The sequence below is a fragment of the Roseibium sp. ROS1 genome (genome assembly GCF_054658215.1).
Genome location: NZ_BAAGIG010000002.1, coordinates 1078272 through 1104505 on the forward strand (window position 1 = coordinate 1078272; position 26234 = coordinate 1104505).

26 protein-coding genes are annotated in these 26234 nt (G+C 55.8%); 9 read left to right on the top strand and 17 right to left on the bottom strand.

Features of this window, described 5'->3' with window-relative positions; genetic code table 11:
• The first annotated feature begins 7 nt into the window (after window positions 1-7).
• The 3 genes from ACYQ6M_RS13040 to ACYQ6M_RS13050 all read left to right on the top strand — a co-directional run bounded on the left by ACYQ6M_RS13040 (window position 8) and on the right by ACYQ6M_RS13050 (window position 2754).
• Complete coding sequence (locus ACYQ6M_RS13040; RefSeq protein ID WP_031268584.1) at window positions 8-1159, top strand: amino acid ABC transporter permease; 1152 nt, start codon at window positions 8-10, stop codon at window positions 1157-1159.
• Between the two features lie 69 nt (window positions 1160-1228).
• Window positions 1229-2032 carry an amino acid ABC transporter ATP-binding protein gene (locus ACYQ6M_RS13045; RefSeq protein WP_022998815.1) on the top strand — a complete coding sequence of 268 codons (804 nt, stop codon included), beginning with the start codon at window positions 1229-1231 and terminating at the stop codon, window positions 2030-2032.
• Between the two features lie 20 nt (window positions 2033-2052).
• On the top strand, window positions 2053-2754 hold the full coding sequence (locus ACYQ6M_RS13050) for a TIGR02117 family protein (RefSeq protein WP_460074630.1): 702 nt from the start codon (window positions 2053-2055) through the stop codon (window positions 2752-2754).
• On the opposite strand, the gene ACYQ6M_RS13055 is transcribed toward ACYQ6M_RS13050, so the two are convergent.
• Window positions 2737-3369: a TetR/AcrR family transcriptional regulator gene (locus ACYQ6M_RS13055; RefSeq protein ID WP_152506697.1), complete on the bottom strand. Its 633-nt coding sequence runs from the start codon at window positions 3367-3369 to the stop codon at window positions 2737-2739. The genes ACYQ6M_RS13050 and ACYQ6M_RS13055 overlap by 18 nt on opposite strands.
• On the opposite strand from ACYQ6M_RS13055, the gene ACYQ6M_RS13060 reads away from it, so the two are divergent.
• Both ACYQ6M_RS13060 and ACYQ6M_RS13065 read left to right on the top strand, forming a co-directional pair.
• Window positions 3353-4252 (top strand): HD domain-containing protein, encoded by a 900-nt coding sequence (locus tag ACYQ6M_RS13060; protein ID WP_460074239.1) that lies wholly within the window; start codon window positions 3353-3355, stop codon window positions 4250-4252. The two genes, ACYQ6M_RS13055 and ACYQ6M_RS13060, sit on opposite strands and share 17 nt — an antisense overlap.
• 266 nt (window positions 4253-4518) lie before the next feature.
• Window positions 4519-5859 (top strand): globin-coupled sensor protein, encoded by a 1341-nt coding sequence (locus ACYQ6M_RS13065; protein WP_206906437.1) that lies wholly within the window; start codon window positions 4519-4521, stop codon window positions 5857-5859.
• 20 nt (window positions 5860-5879) lie between these two features.
• Here ACYQ6M_RS13065 and sseA read toward each other — a convergent pair whose 3' ends face one another.
• The 4 genes from sseA to ACYQ6M_RS13085 form a co-directional block, all read right to left on the bottom strand.
• Entirely contained in the window at window positions 5880-6725 is an 846-nt protein-coding gene (sseA, locus tag ACYQ6M_RS13070) for a 3-mercaptopyruvate sulfurtransferase (protein ID WP_062488852.1), read from the bottom strand.
• Between the two features lie 9 nt (window positions 6726-6734).
• Window positions 6735-7208 (bottom strand): GFA family protein, encoded by a 474-nt coding sequence (locus ACYQ6M_RS13075; protein WP_460074241.1) that lies wholly within the window; start codon window positions 7206-7208, stop codon window positions 6735-6737.
• A gap of 22 nt (window positions 7209-7230) precedes the next feature.
• Window positions 7231-7947, bottom strand: a complete 717-nt coding sequence (locus tag ACYQ6M_RS13080; RefSeq protein WP_460074242.1) for an alanyl-tRNA editing protein — start codon at window positions 7945-7947, stop codon at window positions 7231-7233.
• A gap of 145 nt (window positions 7948-8092) precedes the next feature.
• On the bottom strand, window positions 8093-8518 hold the full coding sequence (locus ACYQ6M_RS13085; RefSeq protein ID WP_139314165.1) for a hypothetical protein: 426 nt from the start codon (window positions 8516-8518) through the stop codon (window positions 8093-8095).
• A 92-nt stretch (window positions 8519-8610) separates the two neighbouring features.
• Between ACYQ6M_RS13085 and ACYQ6M_RS13090 the strand changes: the two genes are divergently transcribed.
• Window positions 8611-9672 (top strand): helix-turn-helix domain-containing protein, encoded by a 1062-nt coding sequence (locus ACYQ6M_RS13090; protein ID WP_460074244.1) that lies wholly within the window; start codon window positions 8611-8613, stop codon window positions 9670-9672.
• A 53-nt stretch (window positions 9673-9725) separates the two neighbouring features.
• Here the strand turns inward: ACYQ6M_RS13090 and ACYQ6M_RS13095 are convergent, their stop codons facing one another.
• From ACYQ6M_RS13095 to ACYQ6M_RS13105, 3 genes are all read right to left on the bottom strand, one after another.
• Entirely contained in the window at window positions 9726-10370 is a 645-nt protein-coding gene (locus ACYQ6M_RS13095) for a LysE family translocator (protein WP_075283025.1), read from the bottom strand.
• Between the two features lie 183 nt (window positions 10371-10553).
• Entirely contained in the window at window positions 10554-12068 is a 1515-nt protein-coding gene (cls, locus tag ACYQ6M_RS13100) for a cardiolipin synthase (protein WP_168686917.1), read from the bottom strand.
• Window positions 12069-12092: 24 nt separating this feature from the next.
• Window positions 12093-13127 carry a cysteine synthase A gene (locus tag ACYQ6M_RS13105; RefSeq protein WP_062488848.1) on the bottom strand — a complete coding sequence of 345 codons (1035 nt, stop codon included), beginning with the start codon at window positions 13125-13127 and terminating at the stop codon, window positions 12093-12095.
• A gap of 314 nt (window positions 13128-13441) precedes the next feature.
• On the opposite strand from ACYQ6M_RS13105, the gene ACYQ6M_RS13110 reads away from it, so the two are divergent.
• Both ACYQ6M_RS13110 and ACYQ6M_RS13115 read left to right on the top strand, forming a co-directional pair.
• Window positions 13442-14098, top strand: coding sequence for a ChrR family anti-sigma-E factor (locus ACYQ6M_RS13110; protein ID WP_062488847.1), 657 nt, complete (start codon window positions 13442-13444; stop codon window positions 14096-14098).
• A gap of 58 nt (window positions 14099-14156) precedes the next feature.
• Window positions 14157-14963, top strand: coding sequence for an SDR family NAD(P)-dependent oxidoreductase (locus ACYQ6M_RS13115; RefSeq protein WP_370197825.1), 807 nt, complete (start codon window positions 14157-14159; stop codon window positions 14961-14963).
• A gap of 39 nt (window positions 14964-15002) precedes the next feature.
• Here ACYQ6M_RS13115 and ACYQ6M_RS13120 read toward each other — a convergent pair whose 3' ends face one another.
• The 9 genes from ACYQ6M_RS13120 to ACYQ6M_RS13160 form a co-directional block, all read right to left on the bottom strand.
• Entirely contained in the window at window positions 15003-16232 is a 1230-nt protein-coding gene (locus tag ACYQ6M_RS13120; protein WP_022998800.1) for an SAM-dependent methyltransferase, read from the bottom strand.
• A gap of 19 nt (window positions 16233-16251) precedes the next feature.
• A complete protein-coding gene (locus ACYQ6M_RS13125; RefSeq protein WP_460074248.1) occupies window positions 16252-17103 on the bottom strand; it encodes a DUF1365 domain-containing protein in 852 nt (283 codons plus the stop codon).
• Window positions 17100-18398 (bottom strand): NAD(P)/FAD-dependent oxidoreductase, encoded by a 1299-nt coding sequence (locus ACYQ6M_RS13130; RefSeq protein WP_075283021.1) that lies wholly within the window; start codon window positions 18396-18398, stop codon window positions 17100-17102. Before ACYQ6M_RS13130 ends, ACYQ6M_RS13125 begins: the two co-directional genes overlap by 4 nt.
• A gap of 294 nt (window positions 18399-18692) precedes the next feature.
• A complete protein-coding gene (locus ACYQ6M_RS13135; RefSeq protein WP_022998797.1) occupies window positions 18693-19292 on the bottom strand; it encodes a hypothetical protein in 600 nt (199 codons plus the stop codon).
• 911 nt (window positions 19293-20203) lie between these two features.
• Window positions 20204-21640 (bottom strand): M81 family metallopeptidase, encoded by a 1437-nt coding sequence (locus tag ACYQ6M_RS13140; protein ID WP_460074250.1) that lies wholly within the window; start codon window positions 21638-21640, stop codon window positions 20204-20206.
• Window positions 21641-21660: 20 nt separating this feature from the next.
• The gene (locus ACYQ6M_RS13145) at window positions 21661-23571 is read right to left on the bottom strand and encodes a beta-N-acetylhexosaminidase (protein WP_460074251.1); all 1911 of its coding nucleotides are present in this window, start codon (window positions 23569-23571) and stop codon (window positions 21661-21663) included.
• A gap of 3 nt (window positions 23572-23574) precedes the next feature.
• Window positions 23575-24375, bottom strand: coding sequence for an SDR family oxidoreductase (locus ACYQ6M_RS13150; protein ID WP_031268572.1), 801 nt, complete (start codon window positions 24373-24375; stop codon window positions 23575-23577).
• Window positions 24368-25234, bottom strand: coding sequence for a MurR/RpiR family transcriptional regulator (locus tag ACYQ6M_RS13155; RefSeq protein WP_022998793.1), 867 nt, complete (start codon window positions 25232-25234; stop codon window positions 24368-24370). The genes ACYQ6M_RS13150 and ACYQ6M_RS13155 overlap by 8 nt, the downstream gene beginning before the upstream one ends.
• A gap of 4 nt (window positions 25235-25238) precedes the next feature.
• Window positions 25239-25625, bottom strand: a complete 387-nt coding sequence (locus ACYQ6M_RS13160; RefSeq protein ID WP_460074253.1) for a RidA family protein — start codon at window positions 25623-25625, stop codon at window positions 25239-25241.
• An 87-nt stretch (window positions 25626-25712) separates the two neighbouring features.
• Here ACYQ6M_RS13160 and ACYQ6M_RS13165 point away from each other — a divergent pair, with 87 nt between their 5' ends.
• The gene (locus ACYQ6M_RS13165; RefSeq protein ID WP_460074254.1) at window positions 25713-26234 is read left to right on the top strand and encodes a hypothetical protein; all 522 of its coding nucleotides are present in this window, start codon (window positions 25713-25715) and stop codon (window positions 26232-26234) included.

The window sequence follows — 26234 nt, forward strand, 5'->3', positions numbered from 1 at the left end:
GCGCAAAATGGCTAACACTGATATGTTCCAAATCAGAACCGAGGAGGCGCCGCGACTGCCGGCGCCGATCTCGACCACTGGCGTCATCGGCTGGATGCGTCAGAACCTGTTTTCGTCCATCGGCAACACCGTTCTGACTGTAATCGGCATTCTGATCGCCTACTCACTTATCGCGCCTTTGATCCAGTTCGCATTTATCGATGCTGTCTGGAGCGGCGACAATCGCGAAGCATGTCTGCCGCAGGATGGCGGCCATAGCGGTGCCTGCTGGGCTTACGTGGAAGCATACTTCCCGCAGTTCATCTATGGCCGGTATCCGACCGAGGAAATCTGGCGGGTGAACATCGTCTATTTCCTGTTCGCGGTGTTGCTCGTACCGCTGGCAATCCCCAGCGCGCCGTTCAAGAAAATCAACGCAATCCTGTTTCTGGTCGTCTTCCCGATCATCGCATACTTCCTGCTGACCGGCCTGGTCATCGGAGATGCGGTTATCCTGCCGATCGTTGAAACAGCGGTTTGGGGCGGTTTGCTTGTTACGCTTGTCATCGCGGTCACGGGTATTGTGGCCTCGCTACCGCTAGGTATCGCGCTGGCGCTTGGACGTCGATCAAGAATGCCGATCATCAAGCTTGTCTCGGTTATCTTCATCGAGTTCTGGCGCGGTGTTCCGCTGATCACGGTTCTGTTCATGTCGTCGGTGATGCTGCCGTTGTTCCTGCCGGAAGGCGTGACCTTCGACAAGCTGCTGCGCGTTCTGATCGGCGTGACCCTGTTCTCTGCCGCCTATATGGCAGAAGTGGTCCGTGGTGGCCTGCAAGCCATTCCGAAGGGACAATATGAAGGTGCCATGGCGCTCGGGCTCCGGTTCTGGCCGATGATGTATCTCATCATTTTGCCGCAGGCTCTGAAGCTCGTGATCCCCGGGATCGTCAACACCTTCATCGGATTGTTCAAGGATACGACTCTGGTTCTGATCGTCGGCATGTTCGACCTTCTCGGCCAGATCCAGTCGTCCTTCACGGATCCGACATGGTCGACGCCCAGCACCGGTCACACGGGTTACCTGTTCGCTGCAGTGGTGTTCTGGACCTTCTGCTTCGGCATGTCGCGCTACTCCATCTTCATGGAGAAGAAGCTTCATACAGGACACAAACGCTAGCAAACCGCTTCCGGGGCGCGCGATGAACCGCAGCGCCCCGGCCACAGGACACTCTTGGAGTTAAAAACTATGTCTGAAAACGCTGTACGCGACGAGGAACTCGCAGCCGATCGTTCCAGAATGACCATCTCCGATACGGACGTGGCTATTGAAATCAAGAACATGAACAAGTGGTACGGGGATTTCCACGTTCTGCGCGACATCAACCTGAAGGTCATGCGCGGCGAACGTATCGTTATCTGCGGACCGTCAGGTTCCGGCAAATCCACGATGATCCGTTGTATCAACCGTCTGGAAGAACATCAGGCGGGACAGATCCTTGTTGATGGCATCGAGTTGACGGACGATCTGAAAAAGATCGACGAAATCCGCCGCGAAGTCGGCATGTGCTTCCAGCACTTCAACCTGTTCCCGCATCTGACGATCCTGGAAAACTGCACTCTGGCTCCGATCTGGGTTCGCAAGATGCCCAAGAAGGAAGCCGAAGACATCGCGATGCACTATCTCGAGCGCGTCAAGATCCCGGAGCAGGCCAACAAATATCCGGGGCAGCTGTCCGGTGGTCAGCAGCAGCGCGTTGCTATTGCACGGTCTTTGTGCATGAACCCGAAAATCATGCTGTTCGATGAGCCGACCTCGGCGCTCGATCCGGAAATGATCAAGGAAGTTCTGGACGTGATGGTCGGACTTGCCGAAGAAGGCATGACCATGCTGTGCGTCACTCACGAAATGGGCTTTGCCCGCAAGGTTGCAAACCGCGTTATCTTCATGGATGCGGGGCAGATCGTGGAGCAGAACGAGCCGGAAGAGTTCTTCACCAATCCGCAGCATGAACGTACCAAGCTTTTCTTGAGCCAGATCCTGCACCACTGATCGGCTAAAGACTACGGATGATGAAACTGCTGCGCAGGTTCCTGATTGGAATTTGCCTTGTTGTCTTCACTGCTGTTGTAGCACTGGGCCTCGGAGCACTCGTTCCGAGGCCTTTGTTCGATTCCAGGCCGGTTATGGAAGCTGCGCAAAGTTCAGCAGATAAACGGCGTATTCTGATACTCAACAATCCCATCCATACTGATATCGCCCTCCCGGCCGATCCGGACGTGCTGGAGGCGTTCGGATTCGTATCGGATGGCGGGCTGGAGCTGGATTATCCGGGTGTTTTCTGGATTGCTTTCGGCTGGGGTGGGCGGTCCTTCTATATCGAAACGCCAACGTGGGGCGATTTGAAACCGGGTCCGGTAATAGACGCGTTGACCTGGGATGCCTCGGTCATGCATGTCCGTCGCACCGGCGATATTCCGCTTGAGCAGGAAAGCGTCCGCGTAGTTGAACTGAGCCAGCTGGAATTTGAGGAACTGGTCAATGATATCAGGACCAGTTTCCAGTCAGATGGCACAACGCCTCCGACGGCAATTCCCGGAGTGGCGTACGACGCACACGACATTTTCTTTCCGGCAGTTGGCGGCTTCAACGCGATGATGGGCTGCAACACCTGGACGGCCGACATGTTGAGGCGGGCAGGGGTGAAGACCGGCATGTGGACGCCGCTGCCCCTGACGCTTGACTGGTCGCTGGATCTACATAACGGGCGCTGAAGCAGGGTCCGGTACAAGCCGGTCAACAGCAGCCTCTGCCAGTTCCACCAGGATATCGCGAGATTCCCCAGCGCGGGCGCGAACCGAAAGACCGTGCAGCATCAAAGACAGATGCTGGGCGGCGAACTGGACGCTTGCTTCCGGAACCGAGTCTTTCATCTCCGCGTAAATCAGACCGGCGAACCCTCGATCCATTCGCTCAACGACATGCGCCAGCATTGATCTGAAGTCAGGATCGTCAGCAGCTTCAGTCGTCAGCGTGGAGATGGCCAGGCAACCATAGGCCGCATCACCAAATGTCGACCTGCCGCAATAAAGATCGATAGCAGCGGTCAAGATGGCCTTGAGCCTGGGTTTCAGCCCTGTTTCTGTCTGTCCTGCCGCCTTCAGGTGGGCCTGCATCTGGTCCGCGAACCGTGAAATCACCTTCAGATACATGTCTTTCTTACTGCCGAATGCGGCGTAGAGGCTGGGTCTGTTCAGGCCAGTTGCTTCTGCTATCTGGTCGAGACTGGTAGCGGCATAGCCGTGCTGCCAGAACACCAGCATGATGCGGTCGAGCGTGATGTCTTCATCGAATTTGCGCGGACGGCCGCGTTTGCTTTCGGCTTTCATTTTTTACCAATTCGCACATAAATATCGACATGTCTATTTTTATGCGATACGGTACATAAAAATGGAGCAATCAATGGAGACGTTTTGGGAGATGCCGGAAAACACTGCAGACATGGGGACGGTGGCTTGGGGACGAAGGTCTGGTCAGTTCAGCAATGGGCGACTGACAAGAACTGAAAAGCTGAAGGTGCTTACAAATCTTGGCCGTATGGGGATGCTTGAAGCGCTGGATGCTTTCAGAGAAAAACTGGGCCTGATCAACACCTTCGGTGCAGACCTTGAAGGACTGCAGCCACCGGAGACCGCATTGGTCCGGGATGCGTTGGACTTTGCCGACGAAGTCCAGAATTTGGACCTGATGCGGCACAGTTGGCGCACCTATTACTTTGGCCTGTTGCTAGGTGGCTATCGTAAGCTCACTGTCGACAAGGAAATCCTCTTCTGTGCAGCCATATTGCATGACGTAGGCCTGGCGTCAGGCCGGACCAGTGAGCCGCGGGATTGCTGTTTCGTGGTCCATGGCGCGGAACGCTGCCAGCACCACCTTGTGGGCCAGGGACATGACCGGGCAAAGGTACATCGGATTGCCGATGCCATCGGACTGCACCTTAACGGGTATGTGTCTGCCAGAAGATATGGTGCAGAAGCACATCTTATTTCGCGTGGAGCAATGTGTGACGTGTTCGGAATGGGGCAGCGCAGGATCGCGCAGAACGTTCGCAAGGACATCTTCGCTCGATACCCGAAAGGGAAATTGAACGATGCTCTGGAAATCTGGCCTGGCCATCATCTTGCCGGAACACGTGCCGACTTTCTGATCAGTCTGGAGCCTTCACGCAAGAAACCGGAGGGGATGAAGGCAAGACCCCAGCCGGGTGAGTGATCCTTGTTTTGGACAACCGGAATACGACCAAAGTATCTCTGTCTGCGTTTTCAGGTTGTGTTTATCGCTCTCATCCGGAAGAATCGAGTGTGGCGTTTTTATTGCCTAAAAAACGGCCAAAAATCTAAGGATTGGTAATTATTCCTATTCCGTTTTCGTTGTGGCTCAACGCGCCATTGTCACTATGTCGTACGTAAAAATACAATTTATGGTTTATTTAGAATTGTCGGGTCACGTAGGGTCAGTTTTTATCAAGGTGACCTGCCATGAGCGATCAGGAATACGACTTCCAAGCCCGTTTGAAATTCGCCCAGATTGACCACTCGACAATCGAAAATCTCAGAAAGCTCTGGCCGGTAATCGAGCCCGTGTTGGACGATGTGCTGGCGGGTTTTTACGTTCACATCAACACCCAGCCAAATCTGGCTGCGCTCGTCGGCTCGCATCAGCCCCGACTTGTTTCAGCTCAAAAGGGCCATTGGAAGAAGCTGTTCACGTCGGGCTTTGACCAGAGCTACCAGCAGAGTATCAACCAGATCGGTCATGTGCATTGCCGCATCGGGCTGGAACCGCGTTGGTACATTGCCGGGTATCTTTATGTCCTGCGCCATCTGCATGCCCATCTGACCCGTAAATACAGACGGTCTTTTCAAAACCTTGCCGTCTTGTTGAACGATGTCACGGCGGCCGTCTTCCTTGACATGGACCTTGCCATATCAACCTACGAAGAAGAACTTCTTCTGGAGCGTGCAGCGCAGACGGAACGGTTGAACAAGGCTATCGAAAAGTTCCAGAGCAGCGTCAAGCAACCGCTGGCCGACGTTGAGGCCGGTGCTCGCAGCGTTGCGGGTGAAGCCGAGCATTTGACGAGTGTATCGCAGACCGCGAGAAGCCAGGTCGAGAACGCCGGTCATGTCTCAAAAGATTCCAGCGTCAGCGTCCAGACCGTAGCCTCTGCAACGGAAGAGCTGTCCAGTTCTATCCAGGAAATTTCGAAGCAGATCTCCGGTGCGTCCCGAATTGCCAGCCAGGCGGCGGGCGGCACAGAACAATCAAGCCTTCAGGTGGCGAGCCTGGCAGGTGCAGCCCAGAAAATCGGTGATGTGATCGGTCTCATTCAGGCGATTGCCGAACAAACCAATTTGCTGGCTCTGAACGCCACGATCGAGGCTGCCCGTGCCGGTGATGCCGGCAAAGGCTTTGCGGTGGTTGCAAGCGAAGTGAAAACCCTCGCAGAACAGACTGCAAAGGCCACCGAGGAAATCAGTCAGCAAGTCACCGAAATTCAAAGTTCGACGGACAATGCCGTGGCCTCCATCCAGTCGATTTCCGAAGTGGTCAAGCAACTTGACGAAATGACGTCGTCGATAGCAGCTGCGATTGAAGAGCAGGGTGCTGCAACGCAGGAAATTTCCCACAGCATCCAGACGGTCGCTTCGGGAACGCAGACCCTTGATGAGAACATTGGCGGTGTCGAACAGGCAATCACCGCAACCGATCAGGCGGCCGACAGTCTGTTGGCTGCATCCAGCAGAATGTCTTCAAGCACCAGTTCGATCTCGGATGAGATCCGGGATTTCTTTGAAACTTTACAGACTGGGACCTGATCAAGGCGCTATCTGATCTCTCAAGCTGGGCCGGTGACGACGTCCGTGTCGTCCCGGCTTCCCCATTCCGCCCAGGAACCATCGTAAAGCGCAAGATCCCGAGCACCGAGCACGGTAAGGCCAAGCGTCAGGATTGCCGCTGTGACACCGGAACCGCAAGAGGTCGTGACGGGCTTGTCGAGATCCACTCCAGCATCCTGAAAAGCCTTTGCCAGGTCTTCCTTCTGCAAGAATGTGCCGTCTTCCGCGATGAGCTGGGTGAAGGGCAGGTTGAGCGCGGTCGGCATGTGACCCGACTTCAGTCCGGCACGCGGCTCTGGCGCTTCTCCGGCAAATCGTTCGGCAGACCTTGCATCCAGTATTTGCCGTGAACCATTTGCAATGGTGGAGCGGATCTGGTCGAGGTCGGCAACGGCACCGTGGTTCAGACGGGACGAGAAGTGGCTTTGAACTCTGCGGGGCGTATCGTCGTCAAAAGCACGGCCTTCTGCCCGCCACTTCGGAAAACCACCATCCAGAACATAAACTCGTTCGGCGCCCATGCTGCGAAGCGTCCACCAGACGCGTGGCGCGGAATAGAAACCAAAATCATCGTAGACCACCAGTGTCTGACCGTCGCCTATCCCCATCTTCCGCATGGTTGACGAAAACACATGTGGAGCTGGCAGCATGTGAGGCAGATCGCTGGTCTTGTCACAGACCTCGTTGACGTCAAAGAAGACGGCACCCGGAATGTGCGCGTTCGGATAGACAGGCGGAGCATCTGGATGCGTGACCGGCGGCATCCAGGCATTGATGACAATCAGATCAGGCGAGGAGAGATGATCGTCCAGCCATTGGGTCGATACGAGGGGATGGTCGGTCATTACGGCTCCTTAGGTCTCCAGCAAGCCTTTGGACTTGTGCCAGTCCTCGATGGAGAGGTCCGGATAGTTCTGGAAATGAACGTGTCCGGGACCGCTCGGCACATCGATCCAGTCAGGCTTGAACGCCAGCATGATATGGACAATCTCTGGCGGTGTTGGCAAGGGGCTATCGACCGCTCCTGCATGTGGATGCACCAGTTCGGGCCAACGCGGATCCCAAAGCCACAGGTGAGATCCGCAAGCCTTGCAGAAATGGCGTTCCGCAGGACTGGTCTTTCCATTAATGACAGCGTTGTAGACCGACTTCGTCTCCGCACCCGATACCTCAAGGCTGCCGGCGTCTCCCATCAGATTGACTGCATAACCGCCGCTGCCACCTGTCTTACGGCAGATGGAACAGTAACAGCGCATGTAGGGGTATGGGGTTCTGCTTTCCACTTCGAAGGAAACAGCTCCACACCGGCAGCCACCTGACAGTTTCATTTCAATTTCCCCCGTTTGATTGTCAGTCGGTCAGGCGGATCCGGACGCGCCTGTTCTGCTTGCCCTTCTTTTCGATCTTGCCAAGTTCAAGCAGGCCGATTTCAGAGGTTCTCGTTACATGGGTACCGCCGCAAGGCTGCAAGTCCACATCATCGCCGATCCTGACCAGTCTTACCCTGCCAGACCCGCGTGGCGGCTTGACGGACATGGTCTTGACCAGACCCGGGTTGGCATCGAGTTCTTCGTCTGTGATCCATTGGGTGGTTACTTCGTGATCACCAGAAGCCAGCGCATTGAGCTTCTCCAGAAGCGCATCCCGGTCGATTGTGTCTTCGCCCATATCAAAATCAAGCCGTCCTTCGGGATCCCCGATTTGACCACCTGTAACGGGAAAGGGCAGGGCCACGGACAATAGATGCAAGGCAGTATGCATGCGCATCAACCGGTACCGTCTCGCCCAGTCCAAATGGGCGGTCACTTTTGTGCCGGCGGCAGGCAGGTGTTGTCCTTCTGAAGGGACATGGACGATGGTTTTCTTGTCGTCATCATAGACCGTGGTGGCAATGTCGATCTTCGTGCCGTCTTCCAGCTCCAATGTGCCGCTGTCGCCCGGTTGACCGCCACCGGTCGCGTAAAAAACCGATCTATCAAGCACGATGCCGCCACGCTCGTTGATGCCGGTCACTTCGGCTTCACATGTTCTGAGATAGGCATCGTCGCGAAACAAAGGCGTGGTCATCCGGAACTCCCTGAAACGAATAGCGTCGAATTGACCAACGAACAGCATGCGGTGCAAGGCCCTATTTGCAGGAAACCGGGGTCATGAAAAACAAACGCCCGCAATCCGGCCGGACCGCGGGCGATAACAATGATGTGGACCAAGTTCAGTCGGCGAAATTCAGATCCACAAAACCTTCTGACCAGTTCTGTGCGTTTGCCTTGCCTTTTGCATTTGTGAAGATCGGCTTGGCCGGGTTTTCGCGCGTCACCGTGAAACAGAGTTTGCCCCAGCCATCGCCGCTCCAGTCTTCGCAATATTGACCAGTCCCGTTAATTTCGACGGCTTCCCACGGAATGTTCCGGATCTTGTCGCCCTTGACCACGACAACGGCGAAGCCGTCGGCGTGGTTGTTCTGCTTGTACTCCGTCACGCCGTCGGGAAAGAAACCATGGATGGAGTTTCCCGACATCATGTCGTTGATCTCGTCTGCCGTCAGGTTGGCCGGATCAGCCAGTGCGTAAAAGCTGCCCGTCAGTGTTGCCAGCGACGTCAGTGCAAGAAGTCGTAGCTGAGATTTCAAGTTGCGCATGTTCCCCTCGATTTCGATGCTTGCATTTGCGCTAAACCCTTGGTTTCGTTCCAGGGCACACTTCATCCTGCAGCACGGTCGAAAGAAGACCTGTGAATATCGACGCCAAAATTTCCATTGAGCCGCAACAAGGTGCGGAGAACGTGCGTGTCAACGAGCCGCTCGGAGAAGCCTATTCGGCGTATTGGAACTGGTGGTTGAGGCATTTTGCGAAGCAGGCCGAGGCACGGTTTCCCGCAATTTATGGGAATTCCGTTTTGCAGGGCACTGAGGCGAGGGATCCGCTGTCGCGTATCGGAATGCTCTACGCTTCACGAGGATGCGGAGCGGTTTTCAATCTGGCGCGTGCTCTAGGTCGCCCAGCCGGTTTCGATGTGATCAGTCATCTCCTCACGAGTGCGCCGAGCATGCCTGACCTGGTGAACAGATGGTCGGGTGTCCTGGCACTGCAGGCGTCCTTTCGGTTTCACGAGAACGGTCAAGGAAAGGATTTTATTTCTTCCGTCCAGCGCAATTCACTGGTCTTGTCACCCTACAAGGTACGTCCCGCGAACCAGAAACCATTCGGACCGGCAATGCTGGCCGGTGTCGTGACCGGAACGCTTGAAAGCGCAGGGATACATATTCAGGACATTTGGTCGGTTAGCCGCGGCAGTGCTTCCCGTCCGATTTATCGGTTTGGCAATTTCGTCGAAGGCAACTTGGACTTCGACAGCGATATCCTGATTATTCCTGCAGAAGAAACTTCCGGGTTCAAATCCGAAATCAGAATGATGTCTTCTGCTTCAAGCCTGTCTTTTCGCCACCTGCTGAACAAGCCGCAGGGGCCGGGTACGAACCGACTTCTTGCGCGGGTCGTCGGCGTTCTCGAACTTTCAGTGGGGGAGCATCCTGGCTTGTCGTCAACAGCGGCGGGACTTGGTTTGTCGCCGAGAAGTCTGTCCCGGCGGCTATCGGAGGCGGGGTTGGGCTACGCCAGGCTCGCTCGTTTCGTCCGTCTGCGAAAGGCGACGCGTATGATGGCGTCGGGCGACTGCTGTCTCGATGAGATTGCCTACCAGGCGTCCTATTCGGACCGCCACCATATGAGCCGGGATTTTCGCAAGATGGCCCAAGTTACCCCCGCCGGTCTGAGGGAACTGCTGGCACGCTAGACTGGTTTTGGACGCTCAGTCACCACGGGTCACCGGCAGCCAAAGGAACCGGTTCAGCTGTTTGCCTTGGCCACCAGAAGCTTCAGGGCGAAGGTGCCCATAATGCCGGCAAAAGCCCAGTCGAAGGCTCGCATGAACTTCGGCGAGGACTTCAGGAAACGGGCAAACGCACTGGCTCCCAGAACCATCGCAGCGCAGATGGGCATTCCCAGAACGACGAAATAAAAGCCGAGGAACATCAGTTTTCCTGTCGCGTTCGGATCCGCCGCGCTGACAAACTGAGGCAGGAAGGTCACGAAGAACAAGACGATCTTGGGATTGAGGATGTTGATCCCAAGTGCCTGTAACCAGACCCGGTGAATAGGTTGCCTCTTCACGGAGGCTGCTTCCAGCGCAAGGCTGGACCCGTTCCTGACGGCCTGTACTGCGAGATAAATCAGATAGGCGGCGCCGACGATCTTCAGCACTGTAAATGCAAGTGCCGACGCTGAAAGCAGGGCAGAAACACCGATCGCGGCAAGCACGGTGTGCAGGATCAGCCCACAGGTTGCCCCAAACACAGCAGCAAGGCCGGCGCGCCGGCCTTGTGTCAGCGTCTTGCTCATGAACAGTGTCATGTCGGGTCCTGGCGTAACGGTCAGCACTAGTGCTGCGGCCGTGAAGGCAAGCAGGGTCGCGTAGTCGGGTATGTAAGCCATGGTTTGCAGATGCCGGAGGAGTTGGTCTGATAGAAGTTTAAATCATTCGCCTCGACGGCACCAGCCCGGAAGGGGGCGCTCTTCGTTCGATTTCACAAAACAGGCGCTGGATATTGCCTGTAAGCTGCACGAGGCGCTCTGCATGGCCGCGCAGTCAGGGACTGAATATGTCCCGAACACCGATCAAAGAATAGGAGACAGCAACCTGGCGCCTTGAGCCAGGACACGAAAAACATAACTGCGGGACTGGAACGCGTCCGGCCAGGTCAGGCGGGAGTTCTGGAAATCGGTCTCCAGCATGCTTTCGACGTTGTCGATCATGCGCGGATGGGTGAACCAGAGGGTCAGTTCAAAATTGATCTGGAATGATCTGTTGTCGAAGTTGACCGTGCCGATGGAAACGAGTTCGTCGTCCATCAGCGTAACCTTCTGGTGCAGAAAACCGTCGATATAGCGGTAAACCTTCACCCCGCGCTGCACCAGGGTGTCCTCGTAGGCGTGGCTTGCGAGCCATACAGTCCAGTGATCACGTTTTTCCGGCATCAGAACGCGTACGTCCACACCGCGCATTGCTGCCGAGCAAAGCGCTGTCTGGATGTCGAGAGACGGCACCAGGTACGGTGTGGTGATCCATAGCCGCTTTCGTGCCCGGGCTGCCGTTTCGACAAAAGCCAGTGCGCATTCTTCCAGCTTGTCTGCAGGCCCTGTCGGCATCACCAGAACGGCTTCGTCACCAGGCATCGGAATTTCGCCAACCTGAGGCAGTTCGATACGCTCACCGCTCGCCCAGAGCCAGTCTTCGACAAAGGAGAGCGCGCAAGCAACGGCTGCGGGCCCTTCGACACGGACATGGGTGTCGCGCCAGTGGCCAAACCAGTTGTCCCGGCCGACATACTGGTCCGCAACATTGTGCCCGCCGACAAATGTGACGCGGTAGTCGATCACGACTAGCTTGCGATGATTGCGATAGTTGAGACGCATCGGTCCAAGCAGTCGCAGGAACTTGTGGTTTTCGTTGAAACCGCAAACCTTGACGCCGGCGCTCTTCAAGCGGGTCAGATAGTCTTTTGACAGAGAATGGCTGCCGACATCGTCGTAGAGGAAATAGACCGTTATGCCATCCTTGGCACGGGCGATCAGGGCGTCGGCCATGTCACGTCCCAGTTCGTCGTCATGGATGGCGAAGAACTGGAAGAATATGACGTTTCTGGCCTTTGCGATATCATTCTTGATGGCTGTGAACGTCGCATCGCCATCGATAAGAAGGTCTGCCTTGTTGCCGGCCATGAAGGGAACCCCGGCAACGCGGGAAAGAACCGGCCAGTCTCTGGTTTCCTCGTGATCGGTCAGGCCAAGTTCGTCTGCTCGCCTTGCCCGTTCTGCCCGGCCAAGGGTCGCTTGAATCTTCTCGTAGTCGGAAAAGGATCGCCAGCCGAACACGAAATAGAGTGGCACCGTGAGATAAGGCAGAAAAAACAGGGACAGCAGCCATGCGACGGACCCCTGGGAAGTTCTTGAATTCATTACTTCGCGAACGGCGCAGATGCCTGCCGTCACGTACATGATCGCGACAAATGCTGCGACCAGTCCGAGATTGTTTGCCATGACATCCAGAACGCCGGCATCTGTGACGGCATCACGGATCACCGCTTCGGCCGCGTCACCGCCTTGCGCCAATGCTTGATCCGCTGAACTCATGTAATGCCCCCCGGTGTCAATCGATCAGGCGAAGGGTGGCTGGATCGTGACTTTTCGCTCCAGCCACTCCGGAACCGGCAAATTCTTTGATCTGAGGAAGTCCGGATTGTAGAGTTTGGACTGGTAGCGGGTGCCGTGGTCGCACAGAATCGTGACGATCGTCTTGCCTGGTCCAAGCTCGCGTGCGAGGCGCCGGGCGCCGGCCAGATTGATAGCGGTCGACCCACCCAGCAGTAGCCCTTCCTTTTCTGCGAGATCGAACACCAGCGGCAAGGCTTCTTCGTCTGGAATTGTGTAGGCGTGATCGATTTTAAGATCGCCGACAATCGCGGTGCTGCGGCCAAGGCCGATGCCTTCGGAAACCGATCCACCTTCGGAGGCGACAGCCTTGCCGGTGGTGAACAGCGATTGCATCGCAGCGCCACGCGGGTCGGCGCAGCCGATGACGACACCCGGCTTGTTTTCCTGAAGATAGGTTGAAACGCCAGCCAGCGTGCCGCCGGAACCAACCGCACAGATGAAACCGTCAACACGGCCACCCGTTTGGGCCATGATTTCAGGACCTGTGGTTACGAAATGAGCCTTGCGGTTATCGAGGTTGTTCCACTGATCGGCAAAGATAACGCCATTAGGTTCAGTCCGTGCCATCTCTTCTGCAAGACGGCGGGCGACGTGCTGGTAATTGTTGGGGTCGGAAAAAGGCTTGGCCGGAACTTCGACAAGTTCAGCACCACACAGGCGCAACATGTCCTTCTTTTCCTGGCTTTGCGTTTCCGGGATAACGATCACGGTCCGGTAACCGCGCGCACTGGCTACCAGCGCCAGTCCGATACCGGTGTTTCCGGCCGTACCCTCGACAATCACACCACCGGGCTTGAGATCACCGCGGGCTTCGGCTTCAAGAATCATCTGCCGGGCAGGGCGGTCCTTGACCGATTGACCGGGGTTCATGAACTCGGCCTTGCCGAGAATTTCGCAACCCGTTTCCTCGGACAGAGCTTTCAGACGGATGAGGGGCGTGTTACCGATCGCATCGACAACAGAAGCGGACACAGACATTTATTCTTTCCCGGCTGATCTGGTCCGGTGGCGCTGACCGGCCAGATGAAATCTGATAAGCCCCGGACGCTAAAGGTCTGAAGGGCCTTGATCAAGGTCGCAATGTAAGGCTTCAAATGGGGAATGCCAGCACCTGAGGCCAATCAGGTTCCTTTTTCCCTCTGGTGTCAAAAACACGCCATCAGTTGTTCCGTGAAATCAGCTCACTGAAATTCTATTTCTAACAATTCTGGTGTAATTGTTGATCCGATTTTTGTTGCCTGTCGTATCGCCGGTAAGGCAACTTGGGATTCTAAAGCCAAATGAGAGCGGTAATGGAAAAAAACGTGACCGGAATGGACGAGTTACTGGCCGGATATGCGGCCGGGACCTTGACCTATCCGGCGCAGGCATTGGTCGGTGCTCATCTCGAAATGAGCGACTGCAACAGGTCATATGTAAGCTCCCTTGAAACTCTTGCCGGCTTTGAGCTGGAAGATGCCGAACCGGTCTCCATTTCCAATCGGGACGAATTTCTCGGATCGATATTCAGTGGCGCCGTTGATGACCTGAACGATAACGCGCCTGCCGCCGAACTGTCTGAGAAAGGCGGACCGGCGGTTCCCGAATCGCTGCAGTCGATTATCGGTTCCTCGATGGATCAGCTCCCCTGGAAAACGCTTCTTCCAGGCGTCAAGGAATGCAAGTTCGGTGAAATTGACGGCTGCGCAAGCAGTCTCCTTTGGGTGCGGGCAGGTAGAGCAATGCCGTCCCATACGCACCACGGCACTGAGCTTACGCTCGTATTGACGGGCGGGTTCAAGGACGAAGACGGCCACTATGTGGCTGGTGACGTTGCCTTTGCCGATGGCGATGTGGACCACAAACCTATAGCTGACGAAGGTGAAGACTGCATTTGCTTCGCGGTGACGGCAGGACGCCTGCAGTTGACCGGCCCTGTTGGCCGCTGGTTCGCACCCTTTATCCGCTAAAATTCAATCCGACACCCGGTCTGTTTGCGTAAAGAGGCAAACGAACCGGGAGAATGAATTGCCCAAGACGAATTATGTTGCCCAAGCTGATCACGGTTGCGCCTGGATCACGGGAGCAAGTTCCGGTATCGGCCGGGAGCTTGCACTTGACCTCGCCCGTTCGGGCTGGAAGGTCATTGTAACTGCCCGCTCGGAGCAGGAATTGGCGGAGCTGGAGAACCAGTCCAGGGCGCTTGCCGGTTCAATTCATGCGCTGCCCGGGGATGTCACGAAGACGGACCTCATGGCCGAACACGTGAAAAAAATTCGGCAGGACTTCGGCGGTTTGAGCCTGCTCGTGGCTAATGCGGGCATTTATCTGCCGCAGGATGGCCTCGATGCCGATGCAGACGCCTTTCGCAAAAGCTTTGATGTGAACCTCATGGGGACGGTTAATGTGCTTCTGCCCGCAATCACAGCCATGAAGGCGGCGGGCAGGGGGCAGATCGCAGTGGTGTCGTCTGTGGCAGGTTATGGCGGTCTGCCGACGTCAGCTGCATACGGTGCCACCAAGGCGGGGTTGATCAACCTTGTTGAATCCTTGAAATTTGATCTGGACCTTGCGGGGATCCGAATTCAGATCATCAGTCCCGGTTTTGTCGATACGCCGGCAACAAAGTCCAATCCGTTTCCGATGCCTTATCTGATGTCTCCGGAAGGGGCTGTCGAGGAAATCAGGAAAGGCCTGTCCCATCCTGCCCGTTTCGAGATTGCATTTCCGCGTAAATTTGTTCGGCAACTGAAGCTCTTGCGCTGGTTGCCGTACAGTGCCTACTTCGCGCTAGTCGCCCGGTCCACGGGTTGGAACAAGAAAAAGGCCGGGTGATCCCGGCCTTTGAAATGTGTCTTCAAGATCAGTGCCTTGTCAGGCAGATTTGACGTAGACCATCTGGCGAACATCGATATTGCCGGACCGGAAGCCTGCCTCGCAATAATGCAGGTAGAACTCCCAGAGGCGCTTGAAGCGCTCGTCAAAACCCAGCGGACTGATCCTTGGCCAGGCTTGTCGGAAGCTCTGCCGCCATTCTGCAAGCGTTCTCGCATAGTCCTGGCCGAAGATCTTCTGATCCATAAGGTCCAGGCCCAGTGACTTGCCGATTTCCGCCAGACGACCGGGCGGGGGCAGCATTCCACCTGGAAAGATATAACGCTGGATGAAGTCTGTGCCTCTGCGATAGTCCTCGAACATCTTGTCCTGGATCGTGATGATCTGCAGGCCCGCCTTGCCACCCGGCTTGAGGCACTTCGACAATTGGCGGAAGTAGGTCGGCCAGTATTTTTCACCGACGGCCTCGAACATTTCGATGGAGGCTATCCTGTCGAATACGCCATTTTCGTCGCGATAGTCCTGGAAGACCACTTCAACCTTGTCGTTGAGGCCGGCCTTGTAGATCCGCTCGCGCGCGTAATCGAATTGTTCCTGCGAGATGGTCAATGCTCGCACGTTGGCACCAACCGATTTTGCGACATATTCGGCAAAACCGCCCCAGCCACACCCGATTTCCAGAACCTTGTGATCGGGAGTAATGCCCGTCTGCCGTACCAGAGAAGCATATTTCTCGGTTTGGGCCTGTTCCAGATTGTTGGTTTCGTTGCTGTAGATCGCCGAGGAATAGGTCATCGAAGGGTCGAGCCACTCCCGGTAAAATGCATTTCCGAGATCATAGTGCGCCGAGATGTTGCGCTTCGACCCGCGTTTGGTGTTGGAGTTCAGCCAGTGGCGTACCGACATCAGAAAACGTGTAAACGGCTTCCCCTGGAGGGCTTCCAGCGTCGATTCCTGGTTTATGCAGAAGACTTCCAGAAATGTGGTCACGTCGGGCGACGACCAGTACCCCGCCATGAAGGCTTCTCCGACACCAACGTCGCCTGCTTGGACGACCATCCGGAAAAACGCCCAGTTATGGATCTTGAGAACACCGTGTGGGCCATCTTCCTGCCCTTTGATATGGAACCTTCGACCGTCTGGAAATTGAACTTCAAGAGACCCGTAGCGGATTTTGAGGGCAAGGCCGGCCGCCATTTTGGCGAGGCGTGGAGTACCCTTCAACTCCGCGCGGAAGTTTTCCTTGGTCAGAACAATCGGCTCACTCATAGCAGAACCTCTTGAAACGTCAGTTGTTTGAAACTGGCAAGACAGAACCTGTTTGCCCAGGCAACCCGTCATTCCCTGCATCTTCTGCGGGTCGAGCGTGAAATGGTACACGCTTGCGCCAAATTTTAAAGGCTTCCCAATGGATGGCGCTGATGACCTTGAACGTCAGCAGCGGCACCTGAAGGCAGGCCTGCAGAATCGAGCCGTTGGACAGGGGGCGTTGTGTGCCGGAAAATGTCGCCGACAAAAGCGGGCCTTCGCAATCCTTTTCCAGAATGCGAACGCGGACGGTTTTTCCCGGCGGCATCATGCGGAAGAAATAGTGTTGTTCCATGCTGACGAAGGGCGACACGTAGAACAGCTTCTTCTGATCCTGGCGTATGCCTGCATCACTGCACTGGCCGGTTTTGACAGGTGCGACGTAGGTGTGGATACCGCCAAATGTGTTGCGCACCTCGTAAACGAGCGCAATCAGTTGGTTCGACCGGTCATAAGCATAATAAACGCTGAGAGGGTTGAAGCCGTACCCCAGCATCCGCGGATATGCGAGCAGCAGGACCCGAGCGGGTGCCTCTAGTCCTTCCTTGGCGAGCAATCGGTCGACATGGAGCCGCAAATCAGACCCGTCCCTTGGGCCATGGTCCTTCTGATGAAACGACAGCAAATTGAACCGGTTGACGGAGAAGAACAGGCTGGACTGCGCAGCTTCTTCAAGCCGATCCAGATCGAGCAGCACGGAAAAGACCTTATAGGAAAACCTGTGCTCACGGGGTTTCATGCGGTGATGCATGACCGAGCCCATGAACAGGGATGCCGCCAGATCAGGGGGCGGTCCATTGTCATGCATACAATTGCTCGGCCTTGCCTTCATTCGGCAGCCTCCAGATAGGTATCGCCAGCCACGTCTTTTTCCCATGGCAGCCGGGCACCGAGTGAACGGGCAACATCAAGTCCGGACGAAAGTCCATCTTCGTGGAAGCCGTGACCGCGCCACGCACCACAATACCATGTGTTGTTCACGCCTTGAATTTCCCCAAGCCGGTTCTTGGCCTGCTGAGCCATGGCATCAAACTGGGGATGATCATAAACATACTTTGCGAAGGTCTTGTCTTCCTGAGGTGGTGCATAGGGGTTCAATGTAACGAAGACCGGTTTGGAGTGATCGAAGTTCTGCAACCGGTTCATCCAATAGCTGACGGTTACGTCCCGTGTTTCGCCGGCTTCGCGATCGGACATGTAATTCCAGGAAGCCCAGACGTTTTTGCGTTTCGGCATCAGGGCCTCGTCACGGTGAAGGTAAACCTCGTTTGGACGATACCGGATGGATCCAAGAATATCGCGCTCCTGTGGTGAGGGATCACCCAACATGGCAAGGGTCTGGTCCGTGTGGCTGGCAAGGATCACATGATCGAAGACGTCCTGGTGGCCGGATGCGTCGCGCACGATGACCTGACCGTTTTGCCGAAGAACTTCTGTGACCGGCTTGCCAAGCCTGATCTTTCCCTGAAGCGGCGCCAGCAGCTTTTCCACGTAGTTGCGGCTGCCACCGGAAATGGTACGCCACAGCGGCCGATCGAATGAAAGCAGGCGATGATTTTCAAAGAAAGCCACGAAGCTTTCCGCAGGATAGTCCCGCATTTCGTTGATCGGCGTCGACCAGATGGCAGCGCCCATCGCCAGCAGATAGTCGTTTATGAAACCGGAAGAGTAGTGTTCACGCTCCAGGTAGCCACCGAGCGTTTGCCCGCTGAGGCGTCCGGCCTTCAGATCTTCAACGGCTTTGCCATTGAAGCGGAAGATATCCCGCAACATGCGCAGGAACCGCGGTGAGACCAGATTACGCCGTTGTGCGAAGACCGCGTTCAGAGAATGGCCTGACCATTCAAGCTTGCCGTTGTCCGCCGACAAGGCAAAACTCATGTCGCTTATCTCGTTGGCGACCCCCAGATGGTCAAGCAGCGCAGTAAAATTCGGGTAGTTGAGCTCGTTGTAGACGATGAAACCGGTGTCCACCGAAATCCGGGCGCCATCATAGTCGATATCCGCCGTGGCGCTGTGACCACCTGGCCGTTCGCGCCGCTCGTAGAGAACAACGTCATGAAGATCATTAAGGGCCCAGGCTGCACTGTTTCCGGAAATTCCGGAGCCGATTACGGCAATCCGCATATCATATCCTTCGGGGCGTCGGTGTTACCGCGGGAAACCTGGTCGGACGCCAAGTTTTCCAGTTGATGTGCAGCGGTTACGCCTCGCCTTGAAGGGCGGATCACATAGGACGATGAATTTTATGGATTATTTTTGACGCAAAACGATTGGCGCGACTTCAGCCAACGCCATCCGAGGTTTTGCGACCTCGGAAGAGCGGAAAAGCTCACACGCGCATCGCCGCTGCCCGGCAAAAAGGCCGGGCAAGCGAATGGCGTGTCGCAAGTCTGCAAGGCAATTGCGCCAAAACAAGCCTCAGGCCTGGATCGTGTCGACAATCCAGTTCCATGCGATTTCGACGCGTGTGCGTGCGGCATCGAAGAAGGCAACGACCTTCTGCCATACCAATTCGCCAAAATCTGCGACCTGCAGCATGGTGCCGCGTTTCTGCGAGGGTTGCTGGCCGGTTTCGATAAGTTCAATTGTGGTCGCATCAACACCTTCATTGACCACACGACGTGTGACCGTAAGGGTGCCTTCATTGACCAGTCTTGATTCATCCTTGCCGGCGACAACCGTATCCTGATCCATGGCGCGAACGACAACGGCCCGGCCATCTGGAAGCAGATGGGTTTCGTTGGTGTTCACTTCACTGTCATAGATAACTTCGCCGAAGGAATCGATCAGTTCTACCCAGATCGTTTTCCGGCCTTCAAGCTCGATTTCGCCCACCCATATCGTGAGCTCACTTTCCAGCGGATCGGCCTGATCCTGTGACGCTGACGCGACTGTGACCGCCAAACGATCCTCAGGCAACGTTATCGTTTCCTGAGGCAATGGGGCCGCAGCAGCGCTTCCCGCCAAGGCAAGGATGAGGCCAAGCGCAAGAGTTCCTGCTCTGGTATTCCGTTGCATGTACGCCTCCCAAGGCTAATACAACTTAATTTACCGCGCGTGGGGTCTGTAAACGGAGGTCCATTGTAGGACTTTTCAGGTCTTCCGCGCTTTTGCGCCCCGTTCGTGCGGTCACGATTTTGCCATTATCGCACCACAATCTCCCGAATGCGTGTAACAAAGATCACAAATCCGGGCTTTTTCAGTTATATTTCGGTAATAAATGTGGGTTGGACTACGAAGTTCAAGGCCAATCACCAGTTCGTGAACGCAAAGCCATCGTCATAACTAACAATGAACGTAGAGTAAGTTTGTTGACTGTGGTAATTTTGTCGATGTTTTTCGATGATTTTGATCGGTTTCCGCTATCGCCTGTGCACTTGCCTCGAACTCAAGGTCAGAAAGCTGGGTTGCTCAACGCGGCTAGAAGTAACTGCCTGACAAAAGCTCCAATTAAAAAGCTCCACCGGCAGAGGTCCGGCGGAGCTTTATGGGATCGGCACAGTTGATGGGGTACGTGCAAATCTCCCTACAGATCAAATCCTTGCAGCAATCAGGCCGTTTTAGTTTGCCGTTGGATCTGCAGATCGGGGCAGGTCCTGAAGGCTGGGTTTCGATCGTCCCATAAATTGATACTGACCGACCATTCACATTCAACCTTGGTAAAAATTACAATTGGTGTGTTTGAGCGCGCGCTGCTGAGCTCAAGATCCCATGTAAGACTATGATTGTTTTGAGAAATGCAAATGCAGGCGAATGACCGATTTTAAATTCGGTACTGAAAATAATAGAAATAAAACTTTGCGAGTGCTTGTATTTGCAAGCAAAATGCCAATTTTCCGTGCGTTCAGGACGCGCTTGGTAAGCAATGCATCCCTTTTAGTCGGCTGGATTCGTCAGTTACTCATGCCGCTCGAAAGAGCGCGCAATACTCAAGAGGACGCCCTGCGAGATAGACTTGTAACCGGGTTCCAATCGAAGGTCCGCTGAAAAGGGTAGCTCGGCACAGGGCGGTGTTGGTTTGTGAGCGCCTCAATGTCCTGGTTAACCGCACCATCCGTGAGGGCCATACGGGCGGGATTGGCGATTGGGGCCAGCTCTGGTGACAGGTATCCGGATTTCACGATCAAGAACCTTGCAGTGGATGGTTCAATGGCAAAACGCCGAAAATCCTCCAGTTGATGGAAGGGGCGTCTGCGTTCCGTCAGGATCACCAAATTACCTGCGATCCTGGTCAACACTTCCCGATTATGATCCTGTTCTCTGCCTAGTTTAGACAGCAAGACAGCTTCCGTGCTAACGACCTTGCAATCGCTGCCCAGGGCACCACCAATTGTGAGGCGGGACGAAGAGCCCTCTGGCAATGGCCAGAGTTTATCGACCGCAACCGGATCAGCGATCCCTGCAAATACACCACCAGTCAAGCCTCGCTCCAACCAGGCTGCCAGGACATCGGATCTGTCACCAACACCACCACCTGTCGGATTGTCGCCACTGTCGGCAAGGATGAGGGGAGACGAGCTTTCTGTTGCAGCATCGCCCAGGCACAGTTCGAGCGGCTTCGCGGGGACACCAAACTCGAAGTCTTGCCTTGCGGACCAGTACTGCGCAGCAATTTCGGAAGCCGCCTGTTGAATGGCATCCAGGTCTGTTCCCGTTACCACGGCAGCCGCGGTGGCTCTTGCCGTATCAGCCCAGACATATCCCACCATCAGATTGGCATCGGTCACCCCGGATCTCTGATCGAACTCCGGCAACCTTGCATAAAGCGATTTTGCCGGTTCGTCTTCCGTGCTGGTTCGTTCCCCGGGCAGGAGAACCGGCACGGGAGCCCAGGCCACATACCTCTTGGGACCGCTACCTAATTGATCGACAAGATTTGCCGCGGCACGTCGGTGGGTTTCGGTCACGTCGATATGAGGGGCAGTGCGATAAGCACAGAAGATGTCGATCTGATCGACAATGGTTTGAGTGACATTGCCGTGCAGATCGTAACTGACAGCGATTGGCACTTGCGGCCCGACAAGTTGGCGAACGGCAGAGATCCAGTCCCCTTCCGCATCGCTCAGACCGATCACATGCATGGCGCCATGCATAATCAAGAGAACACCGTCGCATGGCTTCTCGGCTTCAAGTTCGGCAAGAAAGGCAGACTTGAAGCTCGCATAGCAATCCGCAGACACCGGTCCGCCCGGAATGGATCTGGCGTGAAACAATGGACAAAAGGTGACGTCAGGAAATCTGCCGCCGTCGACGCCTGCCTGTGCCAGCAAGTCCTTGCCACGGGTGACCGTGAAGTCTGATGCGGTTTGCTGGACCGGTGAATAGGTACTGCATTCGGTATGAATGCCGCCAACTGCAATTTTCATCTTCCTGCCTCGTCACGCATTCAAAGCTGGGGGAAGAAGGGGGCCTGTGCTGCAAATCGCAGCCAGGCCTTGCTGGCGGGATCGGTCCAACCGGCTTCAGCGACCGCATAAAGCCGCGGAAAGACCATATGGTTGAAGATGACGTTGTCAGTCATGTGCTCGCACCAGATGCAGGCCTGCACCCCCTTGAGGCGCGCTTCACTGCCGGTGCTGAGACCGGCAGCTGCTTCATAGCCATAACAGTCTTCCGGTGTCGAAACGCCGGCCCAACCCGCACCCGGCTCATGCCAACCGGACGCCTGGACCATATCCATGTAATAGTGCTGTCCCGGGGTGCAGATGACATCGTAGCCCTGATCGATCAGGTCCTTGGTGACTTCCTGTCTTTGCCAGGCCATCAGAAGCACGCCATCCGGGTCGATGCCACCACCGTGTGAGACTTCGTCCCAGCCGGCAAGTTTCCGGTTGAGTTTTCTCAGGATGTCGCGCACGCGGCCCATGAAATAGGCTTGCACTTCCATTGTATCCGCAAGACCCTTTTCCTCCATGAGGCGTTGGGTCTTCGGCGAGGCAAGCCATGAATTGACGTCGACTTCGTCGCCGCCGATATGGATGAAGTCGAACGGAAACAGGCTTGCAACTTCCGCAAAGACCTTTTCCAGAAACTCGTAGGTTTCATCCATCGCCGGGTTAAGCGCGTTGTTCGGATAGCCCTGAATGGAATGGTAGCTCTCCGGGGTCTCCGCCTGATCGGTGAAGCGCGGGTAGGTCTTCAAAACGGCGGTCGAATGCCCCGGAACATCGATTTCCGGCAGGATATCTATGTTCAGGCTGGTGGCATGGGCGACAATCTCGCGAACCTCGTCCTGCGAATAGGCCCCTTCGTAGACTTCAGCGGCAAAGCCAAGCTGGGGCACCTGTTGGCACCCAGGGCCACGCCGCGCGCCGCCCACGGTCAGTTCGGGATAGGCCTTGATTTCAAGTCGCCAGCCTTCATCGTCTGTCAGATGCCATTGGAAGACGTTCATCCGACCCCAGGCGAGAATGTCGAGCAGGCGCATGATGTCTTTGGGGCCACGGAAATGTCGTGACACATCCAGATGCGTTCCACGCCAGGAAAACCTTGGGGCGTCTTCAATCACGCCCTGTGCAGGATACTTGAATGTACCGGGTGCCTCATAGGTGCCGTAGGCCATCTGGGCGAGTACCGTCAGGCCATAGTCACGGCCGACGGGGCCGCTGTAGTGCAAGACTGCTTTCGCTTGGGCAAATTCGAGCCGGTAACCGTCAGCTGCAAGGCTATCGTCCTGCTGGAACTCAATCGCGATTTGATGATGCGACTGAGTAAAACGGAAAGGATGTGGCGCTCCTGGAAAAAGCCTTGTTGCGAGCGCGTTGATCTTTGCCGCCGCCGCCTTTTCCTCTGCAGAGCCCTGGGCAACAAGAAAGCTTGTCTTGTCGTCCGCAAAGGCCGTTATTTCCACTTTCTGGGGCCAGGGAACGATATGCAGCGGTTCAGAAAGGTGCCCAGCCGGCATGCTGCGGCGTTCTCCGCTGTCCAGCTCTTCCGGCGCTTCAAGATCATTGCACAGCACCTCGATGACGCTGCCACCGGTGCTGACATAGGCGGACTTAGGACCATCAAGCCGGTGTCTTGCCACGTTCGCCAGGCCGGTGATGGCAAAGGTCCAGGTTTCGCCTGGTTCGATCGTTTCGCCAGTGTTTGGCGTGATTTCGTGAAAATTCGCAATCCGGCTGAAACTCGCCGCGTTTTCAAGCTTGGCATTTGCCGTGGCCCGGTTGACCGCCGTGTAGGCCAGCGTGAAATCCTTCAGGGGCCTGGAGCTTGTATTGGTCAGTGCAAACTCCTGACGAGACGCAGCAAGATCCTCCGCAGGGCGGTAGAAACAGTCGAGCACAAACTTGGTCATGACTTAAAATCCGTCGAAATCGGGAGATTGAGTGAAGGTTCGGGCAAGGGCAGGTGACCCGGCAGTGAGCCCACTGTCGACAGGCAGGCAAACACCCGTGATGCAACGCGCCGCCGGACTGATCAGGAATGAAACGGCCGAGGCAATGTCGTTCGGTTCTGGCAGGGATTTGAACGGATACCAGGACAGGGCCTCGTCAAAGACGTCCGGATTGGCAGCCTGCCGTATTTTCCAGGCCTGGGTCTTAACAGTGCCAGGCGCGATGGCATTCGATCTGATGCCATACTTCCCATATTCGACGGCGATGGACCTTGTTGCATGGATCAGGCCGGCCTTTGCAGCGCTGTAGGCTGGGTGACCGAAGACAGAAAGTCCGTTGACAGAGGCAATATTGACCACGTTGCCGGCACCGCTTGAAATCAAGGCTTGTTCAAAGGCCTTGAAGCAGTTGAGCGCGGCCTCCAGATTGAGGGCGAGATCCCTGGACAGCGTTTCGGCAGTCATCTGATGCAACGTAAGTGCCGCAGCGGCGCCCGCGTTGTTGATGATTGTATTGACCTGCCCCAGTCTGGCAGCTTCCTTGGCAAGCCGGGCTAGGTCGTCAGCCTTGGTCAGGTCGCATTGGATCGCAGCAATATCAGCACCGTGGTTTTCAAGACTTTCCACCGCGCCTTCGAGGGCAATCATGTCGATGTCGACAGCGGCGATGATGTGGGTTGCTGACAGCTGCGCAGCAATGGCCATGCCGATGTCGCCGGCTGCGCCCGTTACCACCGCAACGGGTTTCGGAGTTTGATCAGTCACCGAGGGCTTCCTTGTCATCCGGATCGCGCGTGTTGCTGAGCTGGTATTTGACGCGTCTGAGGTTTTCTCGAGCCTCGTCGCCCCGCCGCATGGCGACAAGCGTTGCCAAGAGATCTGTCACAAACAGGAAGGCATAGCGGCTGGTACTTGGCCGCAGGATGTTGTCACCTTCGGGCAGGTCGATGGCAATCGTGATATCGGCCAGATCGGCGACGGGCCGACCCGGGCGGGTGAGGGCGATTACGATTGCCCCGTAGGTCTTCGCTGCCTCCAGCGCACGTGCCATTTGCAGGTTCCGGCCAGAGACAGACGACGCAATGATGACATCGCCGGTCCTCATGGTGGCTGCCTGCATCAGCTGCATGGCATGATCCGTCACGCTCACCGTACGCAGACCCAGGCGGAAAAACCGGTTCTGCATTTCGTCCGAAATCATCGAGGATGTCCCGCCCGCACCGAACGCTGCCAGCAGATTGGCGGTCGAGATCGCATCTGCAGCTGCAAGCACCGACTCCATGTCCAACGCTTTGCGCGTACTGGTCGCTGCATCCTGAAACTGAGCCAGAAGACTGTCAGCAATATCGCGCGGCGCGTCAGAAGCCGCATTAGCGGTCAGGTACCTGGTTCCGGCGAAGGTGACCTGGGCAACCTGCACCTTGAAAGCGGTGTAACTCTCGCAGCCAAGCCGACGGCAAAAACGGGTAACGGTCGGCGGCGAAATACCTGCCCGTTCAGCAACATCCGTAATGCCGGCATTGACGATGAACTCGGCATCGTTGCGCAACAATGCAGCCAGGATCCGTTCCGACTTGGACAGCTCCGGCTCGATCTGTTGCAGAACGGACAGGATATCCCGCATGGGGTCAGGCCGGCTTCTTGTAAGCGACGCAATCAATCTCGACCTTGCAGTCCACCATCATGGTTGACTGGACACAGGCGCGTGCCGGTGGGTGTTCACCGAAATAGCTTTTATAGACTCCGTTAAACGACCAGAAATCGCGCGGATCATCGAGCCAGACACCGACGCGGACAACATGTTCAAGGTCGTACCCGGCCTCTTCCAGGATCGCGATAACATTCTTGATGGTCAGGTGGGTCTGTTCGACAATCCCCGTGCCGACAATCTCACCATCCTTCATCGGCACCTGGCCGGAGACATAAAGCCAGCCGTCAGCTTCAACGGCTCGAGCAAAGGGCAGATTCTGGCCGCCGGCACCTGATTTTTCAGCACCATAGCGCTTGATAGACATATTTGGCTCCAAAATGAAAATGATTTACATAGTGGTTTGACATTGGTTTTATTTCACCCTTATATTTTTCAAAAATCAACCGTCAAAATGAAAATGGTTTCCGATATGCAGGCCCTTCCAGACAGCCAGACAAATCCATTTGCAGGAAAAGACGAAGATCGCTCCGAGATCTGGGACATGCTTGTCATGCGGGACATCAATGCCTTCGTCGCAGCAGACTGGGAGCAGGTGGCCGATGATTTCGACGAACCAGCCTTTTTTGGAGTAGACGGCGGAAAGGTACCTAATCCCGACGACTGGAGACTCGGGTTTCCGGATCTCGGCTCCTACAGGGAACGCTGGTTGAGCCAGGCGGAAATTTTCAGAGCGACGGAATTTACCGAAGACGCGCGTGCCGCCATTTTCGACGCTACCCGCCTGACCGAGATTGACATCAACGGAAACCGGGCGATCGCGCACAAGAAATTCGACGGCCGCATTCGGAAAGCAGATGGTGGCGAGGACCGCTTGTTGTGGCAGACGCTCTATTTCTGTGTCCGAAGGGAGGGGCGCTGGAAGATCTGCGGCTTTGCCGGATATTTGCCCAATCCTCTCGGAGCCGCGTCCTGA